This is a genomic window from Ruegeria sp. CF2 (assembly GCF_056537385.1).
In genome coordinates this window covers 1,015,062-1,028,424 of record NZ_JBQFRL010000001.1, presented here as the reverse complement: position 1 = coordinate 1,028,424, position 13,363 = coordinate 1,015,062, and the positions used below count along the sequence as shown (strand labels likewise).

The 13,363-nt window shown below is 59.5% G+C and carries 14 protein-coding genes; 6 read left to right on the top strand and 8 right to left on the bottom strand.

Annotated features, from left to right (window positions below; all coding sequences use genetic code 11):
* The first annotated feature begins 8 nt into the window (after nucleotides 1-8).
* Nucleotides 9-1,592: an APC family permease gene (locus ACR0IR_RS05005; protein ID WP_170363555.1), complete on the top strand. Its 1,584-nt coding sequence runs from the start codon at nucleotides 9-11 to the stop codon at nucleotides 1,590-1,592.
* Between the two features lie 47 nt (nucleotides 1,593-1,639).
* Here the strand turns inward: ACR0IR_RS05005 and lon are convergent, their stop codons facing one another.
* From lon to ACR0IR_RS04990, 3 genes are all read right to left on the bottom strand, one after another.
* The gene (gene lon / locus ACR0IR_RS05000) at nucleotides 1,640-4,048 is read right to left on the bottom strand and encodes an endopeptidase La (RefSeq protein ID WP_170363556.1); all 2,409 of its coding nucleotides are present in this window, start codon (nucleotides 4,046-4,048) and stop codon (nucleotides 1,640-1,642) included.
* 214 nt (nucleotides 4,049-4,262) lie between these two features.
* Complete coding sequence (tgt, locus tag ACR0IR_RS04995) at nucleotides 4,263-5,393, bottom strand: tRNA guanosine(34) transglycosylase Tgt (RefSeq protein ID WP_170363557.1); 1,131 nt, start codon at nucleotides 5,391-5,393, stop codon at nucleotides 4,263-4,265.
* Between the two features lie 63 nt (nucleotides 5,394-5,456).
* On the bottom strand, nucleotides 5,457-6,368 hold the full coding sequence (locus ACR0IR_RS04990; RefSeq protein WP_170363558.1) for a nucleoside hydrolase: 912 nt from the start codon (nucleotides 6,366-6,368) through the stop codon (nucleotides 5,457-5,459).
* A 175-nt stretch (nucleotides 6,369-6,543) separates the two neighbouring features.
* On the opposite strand from ACR0IR_RS04990, the gene ACR0IR_RS04985 reads away from it, so the two are divergent.
* From ACR0IR_RS04985 to ACR0IR_RS04975, 3 genes are all read left to right on the top strand, one after another.
* Nucleotides 6,544-7,434 (top strand): SPFH domain-containing protein, encoded by an 891-nt coding sequence (locus ACR0IR_RS04985; RefSeq protein WP_170338815.1) that lies wholly within the window; start codon nucleotides 6,544-6,546, stop codon nucleotides 7,432-7,434.
* A complete protein-coding gene (locus ACR0IR_RS04980; RefSeq protein ID WP_170363559.1) occupies nucleotides 7,434-7,712 on the top strand; it encodes an NfeD family protein in 279 nt (92 codons plus the stop codon). Before ACR0IR_RS04985 ends, ACR0IR_RS04980 begins: the two co-directional genes overlap by 1 nt.
* 95 nt (nucleotides 7,713-7,807) lie before the next feature.
* Complete coding sequence (locus tag ACR0IR_RS04975; protein ID WP_093961939.1) at nucleotides 7,808-8,170, top strand: SUF system Fe-S cluster assembly protein; 363 nt, start codon at nucleotides 7,808-7,810, stop codon at nucleotides 8,168-8,170.
* A 262-nt stretch (nucleotides 8,171-8,432) separates the two neighbouring features.
* Here the strand turns inward: ACR0IR_RS04975 and ACR0IR_RS04970 are convergent, their stop codons facing one another.
* Nucleotides 8,433-8,705: a hypothetical protein gene (locus ACR0IR_RS04970; RefSeq protein WP_254920117.1), complete on the bottom strand. Its 273-nt coding sequence runs from the start codon at nucleotides 8,703-8,705 to the stop codon at nucleotides 8,433-8,435.
* A 231-nt stretch (nucleotides 8,706-8,936) separates the two neighbouring features.
* On the opposite strand from ACR0IR_RS04970, the gene ACR0IR_RS04965 reads away from it, so the two are divergent.
* Both ACR0IR_RS04965 and tpiA read left to right on the top strand, forming a co-directional pair.
* On the top strand, nucleotides 8,937-9,302 hold the full coding sequence (locus tag ACR0IR_RS04965) for a HesB/IscA family protein (RefSeq protein WP_170338817.1): 366 nt from the start codon (nucleotides 8,937-8,939) through the stop codon (nucleotides 9,300-9,302).
* 180 nt (nucleotides 9,303-9,482) lie between these two features.
* Nucleotides 9,483-10,232, top strand: a complete 750-nt coding sequence (gene tpiA, locus ACR0IR_RS04960; protein WP_170363560.1) for a triose-phosphate isomerase — start codon at nucleotides 9,483-9,485, stop codon at nucleotides 10,230-10,232.
* 15 nt (nucleotides 10,233-10,247) lie between these two features.
* Here tpiA and ACR0IR_RS04955 read toward each other — a convergent pair whose 3' ends face one another.
* From ACR0IR_RS04955 to ACR0IR_RS04940, 4 genes are all read right to left on the bottom strand, one after another.
* Complete coding sequence (locus ACR0IR_RS04955; protein ID WP_254441520.1) at nucleotides 10,248-10,724, bottom strand: nucleoside deaminase; 477 nt, start codon at nucleotides 10,722-10,724, stop codon at nucleotides 10,248-10,250.
* Between the two features lie 49 nt (nucleotides 10,725-10,773).
* Nucleotides 10,774-11,085, bottom strand: a complete 312-nt coding sequence (locus tag ACR0IR_RS04950) for a DMT family transporter (protein ID WP_170363561.1) — start codon at nucleotides 11,083-11,085, stop codon at nucleotides 10,774-10,776.
* A 192-nt stretch (nucleotides 11,086-11,277) separates the two neighbouring features.
* Nucleotides 11,278-12,654 carry a TRAP transporter large permease gene (locus ACR0IR_RS04945; protein WP_170338824.1) on the bottom strand — a complete coding sequence of 459 codons (1,377 nt, stop codon included), beginning with the start codon at nucleotides 12,652-12,654 and terminating at the stop codon, nucleotides 11,278-11,280.
* Nucleotides 12,654-13,331 carry a TRAP transporter small permease gene (locus ACR0IR_RS04940; RefSeq protein WP_170338826.1) on the bottom strand — a complete coding sequence of 226 codons (678 nt, stop codon included), beginning with the start codon at nucleotides 13,329-13,331 and terminating at the stop codon, nucleotides 12,654-12,656. Before ACR0IR_RS04940 ends, ACR0IR_RS04945 begins: the two co-directional genes overlap by 1 nt.
* Between the last annotated feature and the right edge of the window lie 32 nt (nucleotides 13,332-13,363).

Below are 13,363 nucleotides of genomic sequence, written 5' to 3'. Positions count from 1 at the left end.
GGACATGCATGGCCGAACTAAAGCGCGACATCGGCCTGGTGGGTCTGACATTCATATCTGTCGGAGGAATCATTGGCTCAGGCTGGCTGTTCGGGCCGCTTCTGGCCGTTCAGCACGCTGGCCCCGCGGCCGTTTTGTCCTGGATAATCGGGGCTGTGGCAATGTTCATTCTGGCCATCACATTCGCCGAAATCTCGGCCATGTTGCCGATCCCCGGAGGGATCGCCCGGGTCCCGCAGTTTTCACACGGCAATATCGTCGCCATGACGATGGGTTGGACTGCCTGGATCGGGTACAACACGACCGCTCCGATCGAGGTCGAGGCAATGCTGTCCTACCTCGCACCCTATGCACGCTGGCTGCATGCGCCATCTGGTGACCTGACCACGCCCGGACAGGCTGTGGCCTTGGTATTCATGGTGTTCTTCGTCCTGATCAACATGCTGGGTGTCAAGTTCTTTGCGCGGGTCAACACAATGATAACAAGCGCAAAGGTGGCTATTCCGATCCTGCTATCCGTGGTGCTGATCCTCTCACGTTTCAATGCCGAGAACTTCACGCAGCCCGACGGGTTCGCACCGTATGGGCTCAAGGGAATAATGGCCGCCGTTTCGACCGGTGGGGTAATCTTCTCGTTCATCGGGTTCAGGCATGTGGTCGACATGGCAGGCGAGGTGCGAAACCCGAAATTCGACATTCCGGCGGCGCTTGTATTGTCGATCATCATGTGTGCGGCAATCTATCTGGGCCTGCAGATTGCTTTCATCGGCTCGCTCGACCCTCAGATGCTGGCGCAAGGCTGGGCCAAACTGAGTTTTGCCGGAGAAGGCCCTTTGGACGGAGTCATAATGTCCGTCGGGATATTATGGTTCATCAGCATCCTCAACGTCGGCTCGGTGATCGGGCCGTTCGGAAACGCCCTCGTGGCCACCGGTTCGAATGCGCGGATCGCGATGGCCCTGTCGCAGAACGGGTTTCTGCCCGCGCGCATCCAGCATCTGTCGGCCTTTGGCGTGCCCATCTGGGCGCTGGTGCTCAACTTCGTGATTGGCACCCTTTTCCTTTTGACCATTCCTTTTGAGACGGTGATCGCCCTGAACGGGGCAGCGATCGTCCTGTCCTTTGCCGTCGGCCCCATCGCCGTTGTATGCCTGCGCAGCCTATTGCCAGACAGGCCCCGTTCGATCCGCGTTCCAGCGGTTGGTTTTGTCGGAATGCTGGCCTTTGCGATTGCAACTCTGATCGTATACTGGAGCGGCTGGGATACTGTCTGGCGCCTGGGCATCACCCTTCTGATCGGACTGCTCCTGCTTTTGGCGCGGTTTCGGGGACGCCTGGAACAGATGGATCTCAAACAGGCCTTGTGGCTCGCGCCCTATCTGGCTGGACTGGGGTTGATCTCGTTTCTTGGTCAATTCGGAGACGGTGCGCTGCACCTGATCCCGTTCGGGTGGGACATCTTGTTGTGCACCCTGCTGTCATCGACCATTTTTTGGATCGCAGTCCGGTCCGCCCTGCCCCCTGAGAAATTCCAGCGCTACATAGACGAGGAAGAAGTTCTGGACCCATCAAAACCTGTAATCGGGCTTTGAATCAGAAAGAGCGGGGATTATTCCCCGCCCTTCTCGTTGTTTTCAGATCAGTGCGCCGTGGCTGAAGGTCCACTGTTATCCGAAGCCTTGGCCGCTGCGGCCGCGGCTTCTTCGGCGGCCTCGTCCCATTCGATCGGCTCAGGTTTGCGCACCAGTGCGCGCTCCAGAACTTCGGACACGTGCTTGACCGGGATGATCTCCAGCCCTTCCTTCACGTTGTCGGGGATGTCGGCCAGATCCTTCTCGTTCTCTTCCGGAATAAGCACCGTCTTGATGCCACCCCGCAAAGCTGCGAGCAGTTTCTCCTTCAACCCGCCGATCGGCATGGCGTTGCCACGCAGCGAAACTTCGCCCGTCATGGCGATGTCCTTGCGGACCGGGATACCGGTCAGAACCGACACGATCGAAGTCACCATCGCCAGGCCGGCGCTGGGTCCATCCTTGGGAGTCGCGCCGTCAGGCACGTGCACATGGATGTCGATCTTGTCGAACTGCGGCGGTTTGACCCCGATCTGAGGCGAAATCGACCGCACATAGGACGAAGCCGCGTCGATGGATTCCTTCATCACATCGCCCAGCTTGCCTGTGGTCTTCATCCGACCCTTGCCTGGCAGCTTCAACGCCTCGATATGCAGCAGGTCGCCACCGACCGAGGTCCAGGCCAGACCGGTCACAACGCCGACCTGATCATCCTGTTCAGCCAAACCGTAACGGAACTTGGGTACACCCAGGAACTCGTGCAGGTTCTCAGCCGTCACGACAACCCGGTCGGTCTCGTTCTTGATGATCCGGGTCAACGATTTGCGCGCCACCTTGGCAATCTCGCGCTCAAGATTCCGCACACCGGCCTCGCGGGTATAGGTGCGGATGATCGCGGTCAGCGCCTCGTCGGTCAGCTCAAACTCTTTGGCTTTCAGCCCGTGGTTCTTCACCTGCTTCGAGATCAGGTGCTGCTTTGCGATTTCGCGCTTTTCGTCTTCGGTGTAGCCGGCCAGAGGGATGATCTCCATCCGGTCCAGAAGCGGCCCAGGCATGTTGTAGCTGTTCGACGTGGTCAGGAACATCACGTTCGACAGGTCGTATTCGACCTCAAGATAGTGGTCCATGAACGTGCTGTTCTGTTCCGGGTCCAGCACCTCAAGCATGGCCGAAGCCGGATCACCACGGAAATCCTGCCCCATCTTGTCTATTTCATCGAGCAAGATCAGCGGGTTCGTGGTTTTCGCCTTTTTCAGCGCTTGGATGATCTTGCCGGGCATCGAACCGATATAGGTCCGGCGGTGTCCGCGGATCTCGGATTCATCGCGCACCCCACCCAACGAGATGCGGATGAACTCGCGCCCCGTGGCCTTGGCGACCGACTTCCCAAGCGAGGTCTTGCCCACGCCCGGAGGGCCGACAAGGCACATGATCGGGCCTTTCAACTTCTTCGAGCGCTGCTGAACCGCCAGATACTCGACGATCCGCTCCTTGACCTTTTCGAGGCCATAGTGATCGGCATCGAGGATCTGCTGCGCCCGGCCAAGGTCTTTCTTGACCCGAGACTTGGTGCCCCAAGGCAGCGACAGGATCCAATCCAGATAGTTGCGCACCACGGTCGCTTCGGCCGACATCGGCGACATGTTCTTGAGCTTTTTCAGCTCGCCTTCGGCCTTTTCGCGGGCTTCTTTCGAAAGCTTGGTCTCGGCGATCTTGGCTTCCAGCTCGGCGATCTCGTTCGCGCCGTCCTCGCCATCGCCCAGCTCCTTCTGAATGGCCTTCATCTGCTCATTCAGATAGTATTCGCGCTGGGTCTTCTCCATCTGCGACTTGACGCGGGTCTTGATCTTCTTCTCGACCTGAAGAACCGACATTTCGCCCTGCATCAGGCCATAGACCTTTTCCAGACGCTCGCTGATGCTGAGCGTTTCCAGCAGGTCCTGCTTCTGTTCGACCTCGATGCCAAGGTGACCCGAAACCAAATCGGCCAGTTTCGCCGGATCGGTTGTCTCACTGACAGCGGTCAGGGCTTCTTCCGGGATGTTCTTGCGAACCTTGGCGTACCGCTCGAACTCATCGGCGACAGTGCGCAAAAGCGCCTGCGTCGTCGTAACGTCGCCGGGAATTTCGGTCAGGTATTCGGCGCGGGCCTCAAAGAATTCTTCATTCTCAATGAACTCCGAAATCTTGACGCGTGCCTGCCCTTCGACCAGCACTTTGACCGTGCCATCGGGCAGCTTGAGCAGCTGCAGGACATTTGCCAGAACGCCGCTGCGGTAGATACCGTCCTTGGTCGGGTCGTCGACGGAAGGGTCAACTTGACTGGACAGCAGAATTTGCTTGTCATCCTGCATCACCTCTTCCAGCGCGCGCACCGACTTTTCACGCCCCACGAACAGCGGGACGATCATGTGCGGAAACACGACAATGTCGCGCAGCGGCAGAACGGGGTATGAGGAATTAAGAGGCTCTTGCATGCTCTATCCTTATCATTGGCAAGATGGCACTGACCCCTGTTTCAGGCAGCCGTCGGCCATCTCCTTTCTCGGACGATAAAGGTGGGGCGCGGACCGCCCCATTTCAACCTCGTCGCCTTACCTGTACAAATCAGAATGGCCCGAGGTTTCCCCGACTGCAAGGCATCGCGGCAACATATCCACTGATTTTGACTTGGGTCGCCCAACACGCCCGTTAGAGCGGCTCGATATCACCCAGCGCCCGCTGCGCATGGAACTCGGCCTGCCAGACCTCGAATGCACCGGCGGCGATGGCGTCCCGCATACCCTGCATGATCTCTTGGAAATAATGCAGATTGTGCCAGGTCAGCAGCATGCCCGAAATCATTTCGTTGGCCCGGAATACATGGTGCAGGTAGGCGCGCGAGTAATTCGAGCAGGCCGGGCAAGTGCACTGTTCGTCCAGCGGACGCGGATCGTCGGCGTGGCGGGCGTTCTTGATGTTCACGACCCCGCGGCGGGTGAACACCTGCCCCGTCCGTCCCGAGCGCGACGGCAGCACGCAATCCATCATGTCGATCCCGCGCGCCACGGCGCCCACGATGTCGTCGGGCTTGCCCACGCCCATCAGATAGCGCGGCTTATCGGTCGGCAGGAAATCAGGCGCATAGTCCAGACAGTCGAACATGGCCTCCTGCCCCTCGCCCACCGCGAGGCCACCAACGGCATATCCCTCGAACCCGATGGCCTTCAGCGCCTCGGCGCTTTCCTCGCGCAGGTCGCGCTCCAACCCGCCCTGCATGATCCCGAACAGCGCATGGCCGGGCCGGTCGCCGAACGCCTCGCGCGACCGTTCGGCCCATCGCATCGACAGGCGCATCGACTCGGCGATCCGGTCGCGGTCGGCAGGCAATGCGGGGCATTCGTCGAAACACATCACGATGTCCGACCCCAACAGGCGCTGGATCTCCATCGACCGCTCGGGTGTCAGCTCGTGTTTGGAACCGTCGATATGCGATTTGAAGGTCACGCCCTTCTCGGTCAGCTTGCGCAGGCCCGCCAGGGACATCACCTGAAACCCGCCCGAGTCGGTCAGGATCGGGCGCTCCCAGTTCATGAACTTGTGCAAGCCGCCCAAGCGGTCGATCCGTTCGGCCGTGGGCCGCAGCATCAGGTGATAGGTGTTGCCCAACAGGATGTCGGCGCCGGTGGCCCGCACGCTTTCGGGCATCATCGCCTTGACCGTCGCGGCCGTGCCCACGGGCATGAAGGCCGGCGTGCGCACCTCGCCCCGCGGCGTGTGGATCACGCCGGTGCGGGCTTTGCCGTCGGTGGCCTTCAATTCGAATGAGAAACGCTGGGTCATGTCATCGCCTCGGGTCGCTGAACCGGGCAGGCTTTGCCCGATCGGCGCGCGCAATGCAACCCGTCAGGGCAAGCTGGCAACCCTTTGCGTGAACAGGTCCACCACCTGCTGACCAACGACGTCACAGCACACCTGCAATGGTGGGCGAGACGAGTCCGGCCGGGTTGCCCCAACCTTGGGCCCCTCGGTTACTACCTTCAAACCTGTTTTTTGAGTTTCGAACATCGCACGGTGCGAACAGGCGATGACGGCCGTCGAGTCATGAAGACCGCAGCCGTCCAACCCGGCAACATCGCGGTAGAAATTCAGATAGAACTGAGAGATATCGTTCAGAAATCCACCGATTTGAGGCGCACGTCGTGCCAGTTCCTCGAAATCAGCCGCGCGATAGAGCGTTCTCAGGGTCACATCCAGACCCACCAGAACCGTCGGAGCGGGCTGGGCAAACACCTCGTCCGCAGCTTTGACATCATGATAGATATTCGCCTCGGCGTGTTCGGTGATGTTGCCAGGACAGAAGACTGCTCCGCCCATGATGACCAATTGGCCGATGTTCTGAGCGAAATCCGGATCCAGACGCATCGCATCGGCAATGTTGGTCAGCGGCCCAACCGCACACACCGTCAGGTCCCTCTTGTGACGCCGGGCCATCTCGACCAGAAACTCGTCTGCGCTCAGGTCGTGGTTCGCGCCGATCTCGGGCACATCGGTTACATCGCCAAAACCCTCATCCCCATGCACGTGCCGAGAGGGCGTGTGCGCATCAGCTTCCCATGGAAACGCTGCGCCCTGCGCAACAGGTATGTCCAACCCAAGCTTGTGAACCAGAAACCGCGCGTTCCGGCTGGACTGCTGGACATGCGTATTGCCAAAAACCGTAGTCAGGCCGATCAGGTCAATTTCCGGGGCGGCGGCGGCGTAGGCGATCGCCATGGCATCGTCGATGCCGGGGTCTGTGTCGATAATCAGTTTCATTTCGCCCCGATAGCGCAATCAACGGCGGATGCAAAGCGGCCACAGCCCGAAATATCCGTGCTTTGTCCCAATTACCTTGCATGGATATCCTGTTCGGTTCATTTCATAGCTGAGTTGAAATTCAGCCCTTCAATCCCCAAATGTATACCATCGTACACAAAAAATGAGGACAGAAATGACCGAAGACCAGATCATCGGACTGCTATCATCGAACATCATCTACCTGCTTGGGGCGGCTTTGGTCGTCGTCATCATCCTCAAGGGTATCAAGATCGTTCCACAATCCGAGAAATACGTGGTCGAACGGTTCGGACGCCTCCACTCTGTGCTGGGCCCCGGGATCAACTTTATCGTTCCTTTTCTGGACGTTGCGCGCCACAAGATATCCATTCTGGAACGTCAGCTGCCCAATGCGACGCAGGACGCCATCACCAAGGACAACGTGTTGGTGCAGATCGATACTTCGGTCTTCTACCGTATCCTCGAGCCTGAAAAGACCGTCTACCGCATTCGCGACGTCGACGGCGCCATCGCAACGACCGTCGCTGGTATCGTGCGGGCCGAAATCGGCAAAATGGACCTGGACGAAGTTCAGTCAAATCGCGCGCAACTGATTGAACGCATTCAAGAAAGTGTCGAAACCGCAGTTGATGACTGGGGGATCGAGGTAACCCGCGCCGAAATTCTGGACGTGAACCTGGATCAGGCGACCCGCGACGCCATGCTGCAGCAGTTGAATGCCGAACGCGCCCGTCGCGCGCAGGTGACCGAAGCCGAGGGCCAGAAACGCGCGGTCGAACTGCAGGCCGACGCCGAGCTGTATGCGGCGGAACAAGCCGCCAAGGCGCGTCGCGTTCAGGCGGACGCGGAAGCCTATGCAACCGGCGTCGTCGCAAAGGCCATCCAGGACAACGGGATCGAAGCCGCCCAGTATCAGGTTGCGCTGAAGCAAGTTGAGGCATTGAATGCGATGGGCAAAAGCGGAGGCAGCCAGACGATCGTCGTGCCCGCAAATGCGCTCGAAGCGTTTGGCGACGCCTTCAAAATGCTCAAGGGAGGCAAATGATGGCAGATCCGATCTGGCTGACGTGGTGGGTATGGCTGGCAGCCGCACTGGCGCTGGGCATTCTGGAAGTGGCCCTGCCAGGTTTCATCTTCCTTGGCTTCGCTATCGGCGCGGCTATCACCGGCATCCTTCTGGTCATCCCCGGCTTAGCGCCGAACCTGCCTGTCCTGCTTTTGATCTTCGCCACCTTGTCGTTGATCGCATGGCTCGTTCTGCGGCGCATGTTCGCGCTGCCACATGGGCAAGTCAGGACGTTTGACCACGACATCAACGACTGACCGGTGCGGCGCCCTGTAGCGGGGTGCCCTACCCCCTCTGGACGCTGCCTTCAGCTTTCCCTATATAATTGCTCAGGTAACAACCCGAGGCATTCATGACCCACCCCAGCGAACAGCTTGAAGGCACGCCCCTGATTGCGCCTTCGACCGTTGAGCACCCTCTGTACGAATCCGTGGTCGAGGCCTGCAGGACTGTCTATGACCCTGAAATTCCGGTCAATATCTATGACCTTGGACTGATCTACACGATCGACATCAGCAGCGACAACGCCGTCAAGATCATCATGACCCTGACCGCTCCGGGTTGCCCGGTGGCCGGTGACATGCCCGGCTGGATCGTCGAGGCCATCGAGCCCGTTGCCGGGGTCAAGGAGGTGGATGTCGAACTGACCTGGGAACCACCCTGGGGCATGGAGATGATGTCCGACGAAGCCAGGCTGGAACTTGGCTTCATGTAAGGGCCTGTCGCGCTGAGCGCGTGGGAATTGTCACAAAACTGAAACCCAGTTGTCACGGATCGGTCGTCGAACCGTTACGTTGCTGCGCAACAAGTACAACGCGGGCTTCGCAGTCGGACCCGTCACAGGAACTCGGCAACTCAAATATCGCTCCAGCAGTCAATGGCGACCACGTTTGAGCGTCTACCGCCCCCCGCCGAGGCTCTGCAATACTGGGCCGTTCTTGCCCGAAAGCGGCCCTATTTTACTCTCTGAGGTACACTCAGTTCACGTTGCACTGTGCTTTGATCTCGGCGGCGCGGTCGTCCAGTTTCTTGACATAGTCACCCGACAGCATCTGCAACCGCTTCTGCTCTGTGCCAGAGATCAATCCAAGCAACGCCCCGGCCGGCGTGATCGCGACCACACTTTCCGCCTGCTGATCCTCGGCGTGTTTCTTTTCCGCCGCAATTGCACGCAGGTCGCCTTCGGCGGTCGAGCAATTCACCGGGTGCCGCTTTTGATCGCCCGCTGCATGAACGGCACTACCGGCCACCAGAAGAGCCAGAAACGCAACCTGCCGGCAAAAGCCAATCTTATTTGAAATCCGCAACATCATCGAAACCCACCTTGTTCTGCTGTCAATTCGATCTCATCGGCAAACCCTGCCCTCTGCCCGTACGGTACGGTCAAAACCGGCGATGAGCAAACTTGTGGCTCTGCGCTCTCTTGAGCCCGGGCCCTCGGGGCCTTAGATTAGGTATAACGCGCGAAAATGGAGACGACGATGTTCGGCATTCCCGGCAAACAGGCCGTGACGATGACGCCCAAAGCTGCAGAGCAGATCCTCCGCCTGATGACGTCGGGCGGCCATGCCGGTCTGCGGATTGGCGTCAAGAAAGGTGGCTGCGCCGGTATGGAATATACCATGGAGTATGTCGATCAGCCGGATCCGCATGACGAAGTGGTCGAACAGGATGGGGCGCGGGTCATGATCGCTCCGATGGCTCAGATGTTTCTGTTCGGAACCGAGATCGACTACGAGGTTTCGCTGCTGGAATCCGGGTTCAAGTTCAAGAATCCCAATGTCGTCGATGCCTGTGGCTGCGGCGAGTCGATCAAGTTCGACGAAAACCTGGCCGAACAGCGCTGAGTCACCTAAAGCCTGCAACGTTTGTGGGCAGGTGAACTGCCGCCGGCGCCGTCTGGTTGAGTCCACCCAGATCGATCCGTCGCGCGACTCGCCAGCGCGCGGCCACCCAAGCGCAATTGTCAGACCTAGATCCGGGTGCTAACTGGATAGAAACGCACGAAAGATCACGGAGACCCCGCTATGCGACGCAGACTGGCAGCCGGAAACTGGAAAATGAACGGAACCGGGGCTGCTCTTTCCGAGTTGGACACGCTGACTGCGACGCACCCTTCTCCGACAGTCGATATTCTGATCTGCCCTCCGGCAACTTTGATCCACCGGGCCGCACAAGCCGTGCAAGGCTCGGGCGTCGCCATCGGCGGACAGGATTGCCACGCCGAAGTTTCGGGCGCCTATACGGGTGATCTGAGCGCCGAGATGCTGAAAGACGCCGGCGCGACCAGCGTAATCGTCGGGCATTCGGAACGGCGCGAAGACCACGCCGAGAAAGACGACGATATCCGCGCCAAGGCCCGGGCGGCCATGAACGCGGGCCTGACCGCAATCATCTGCGTCGGCGAAAGCCTTGAACAGCGCGAAGCGGCCAATACGCTCGACATCATTGGCGGGCAGTTGTCCGGTTCGATCCCGGACCTTGCCACCGGAGAGAACCTCGTCGTGGCATACGAACCGATCTGGGCAATCGGCACCGGCAAGGTTCCCACTTTGGAAGAAATCGGAGAAGTCCACGATTTCATTCGCGCCAGACTTGAACGGCGATTTGGCGAAGGCGTCGGCCGGTCGGTTCGTTTGCTCTATGGCGGTTCGGTCAAGCCTGACAACGCGGCGGAGATTTTCGGAGTGTCAAACGTGGACGGCGCGCTGGTCGGCGGTGCAAGCCTGAAGGCACGCGATTTCTCGGGCATCATTTCAGCGCTGGGACAGGCCTGACCGGTCCACGCACACTCAGTCCGCGATGTCCTCGGCCCAAAGCTCAGGCTGTTCGGTCACGAACCTGCACATCAGGGCAATGCAGTCCGGGTCTTCGGCCAAAACAACCTCGACCCCATGATCGCGCAGGAAGTCTTCGTTGCCGCCGAAGTTTTCCGTGTCACCGATGACCACGCGTGGGATGCCGAACTGAACGATCGTTCCGGCGCACATCATGCACGGAGACAGGGTGGTATACAGAACGGTATCTCGGTACGTCTTCTGCCGGCCTGCCTTGCGCAGCGCATCCATCTCGCCATGGGCGATCGGATCCCCCTGCTGAACCCTTTGGTTTCGGCCCTGCGAGATAATCGTGCCGTTCCGAGCCAGTACAGATCCGATCGGGCAACCGCCCTCATCGAAACCGGCTTTGGCTTCTTGGTAGGCAACGCGCATCAGGCGCTTGTCATCATCGGTCAGCATGTTTCGGCACTCGTTGGTTGCGGTGGTCAAGATGGTTCCAGCCTGCCTACCGCGGGTGCCTGCGTCAACAACGGGCCGGTCACGCAAGCTTCATTGCGACCATGCCGGACACGATCAACGTCGCCGCGATGATACGCAGCGGGGTCAGTGCCTCGCCCAGAAACATCACACCAACCAAGAACGCACCGACCGCGCCAATACCCGTCCACAGCACGTAGGCGGTTCCCAGTGGCAAGGAGCGCATGGCCAGGGCCAGCAAACCGAACGAACCGACCATCGCGCCCCCCATCACAACGGTCGGCCAGAGCCGCGTGAATCCAGCAGACTGCTTCATGGCAACTGCCCAGACGATTTCCAGCAAACCGGCAAAAAGAAGAAAGATCCAGGACATCGGGGACACCTCAATCAACTTCGGGTCGTCCCGAATGATCACCCATGGCGGGGAGGTCGTCCTCGGTCACTATGTGGGAAGAACCGGTGGTGAGTTCAAGCCCGGCCATTCAGCGTGGCGGCCCGTCAGATGCTGGCCGGCCGCGCAAAAGTGATCCGAACCGGTTGCCCGGTTCGGATCGAACGCGATCGTCTAGTTCGTAATGATCTCGGGGCCCATGAAGGTGTTCGGCAACACCGTCGACAGCCACGGGATATACGTGATCATGATCAGGAAGACGAACAGAACGGCCAGGAACGGCAGTGCTGCGCGCACGACGGCCATCATCGGCATTCCCGCGACGCCCGACGTAACGAATAGGTTCAGACCGACCGGAGGCGTGATCATCCCGATTTCCATGTTCACCACCATGATGATGCCCAGATGGATCGGGTCGATGCCCAGTTCGATGGCAATCGGAAACACCAGCGGCGCCACGATGACCAGCAGGCCCGAGGGCTCCATGAACTGACCGCCGATCAGAAGGATCACGTTGACCACGATCAGGAAGGTGATCGGCCCCAGACCCGCCGACAGCATTGCGCCGGCAATGTGTTGCGGCACCTGCTCATCGGTCAGAACATGCTTGAGGATCAGCGCGTTGGCGATGACGAAAAGCAGGGTGACCGTCAGCTTGCCAGCCTCAAACAGCGTGTGCTTGGTGTCGGGGTGGAAAAAGGCCGTGATCAGCGCCAGCGGCTTTTTCACAAGCGAGAGGTTTTGCTCACCGTCCTGGGTGCTGAGTGGCCCCATGTCCTTGTAGACGAAGCTGGCGATGAAGAAGGCGTATACAGCCGCGACCGCCGCCGCTTCGGTCGGTGTGAAGATACCGCCATAGATGCCGCCCAGGATGATGACGATCAGGAACAGACCCCAACCGGCCTCGCGTGCCGACGCAAATATCTCGCCCCAGCCTTTCCAATCACCTTTCGGCAGGTTCTTGACCTTGGCCATAACATAGATTGTGACCATCAGCATGAACCCGGCCATGAGCCCTGGAATGACACCGGCCAAGAACATCCTGCCGACCGAGACTTCGACCGCGGCCGCGTAGACAACCATGACGATCGACGGCGGGATCAGGATACCCAGCGTACCGGCGTTACAGATGACGCCCGCTGCGAATTCCTTGGAATAGCCGACCTGCCGCATACCGGCGATCACGATCGAACCGATCGCAACAACGGTGGCCGGGGACGATCCTGACAGCGCGGCGAACAGCATACATGCGAACACGCCCGCGATTGCCAGACCGCCAGGCAGGTGACCAACGCAGGCGATCGAGAACCGAATGATCCGCCGTGCCACCCCTCCGGTCGTCATGAAGGACGATGCAAGGATGAAGAACGGGATGGCCAGCAGGGTAAAGTGGCCCTCGAACGCCTCGAACAGGGTCCCGGCAACCGAAGCCAGCGAGCTGTCCGAGTAGATCAGAAGAAACAGGGTCGAGCTCAGCCCTAGGGCGACCGCGATCGGGACGCCGATCAGCAACAGGCCCACGACCATGGCAAAAAGTAGTACTACATCCATCAGTCGTGTTCTCCCTGAAGGGCCCGGACTTCTTCGATCTCGTCCTCAACCTCGTGGCTTGCGACAATACGGTCGGCCTCACCGCGCAGGATCTGCAGCCCTGCCTGGGCAAAGCGGATCACCAGCAGCAGCATCGACAGCGGCAGAACGAAATACGGCACGACCTTGGGCAGCTTCTCGTAGTACTCGCCATAGTTGATGAGATCTTCGAGGAACCGAAGCGGCGCGACCATGGGGATGTCGTCCACCTCGTAGAAGCTCTGACTACGAGCGTCGAAATCAAAGCCCGTGGGGAACCAGCGTCCAGAGGTCGGAGGCAGGTCGGCAAAGACCGCCCAGTAGTCGTAGGACCCCTTCAGCAGCAGCAGAGAGAATACGAGGCAGCACCCCACCGCGATCAGTGCCAATACCCTGCGCGGTGCCGGTGGCAGCATGTTCAGGATGGCATCCACACCCAGATGCGCGTGCTTTTTGACGGCGTAGGACGCCCCCAGCAATACCAGCCATCCGAAGGTGAATACGGTCAGCTCTAGCGCCCAAAGGATGTTGGAGTTGAAGACGAAACGCGCGATCACGTTGGCAAAGGTCACGGCCGTCATCAGGCCAAGAAGCAACGCGATCAGGGTTTCTTCGATTCGGTCGACCAGCCCACCGGGGCCGGTTTTCGCACCAGACATCTTTCTGTCCCCATTTTTGTTGATTTATCGAA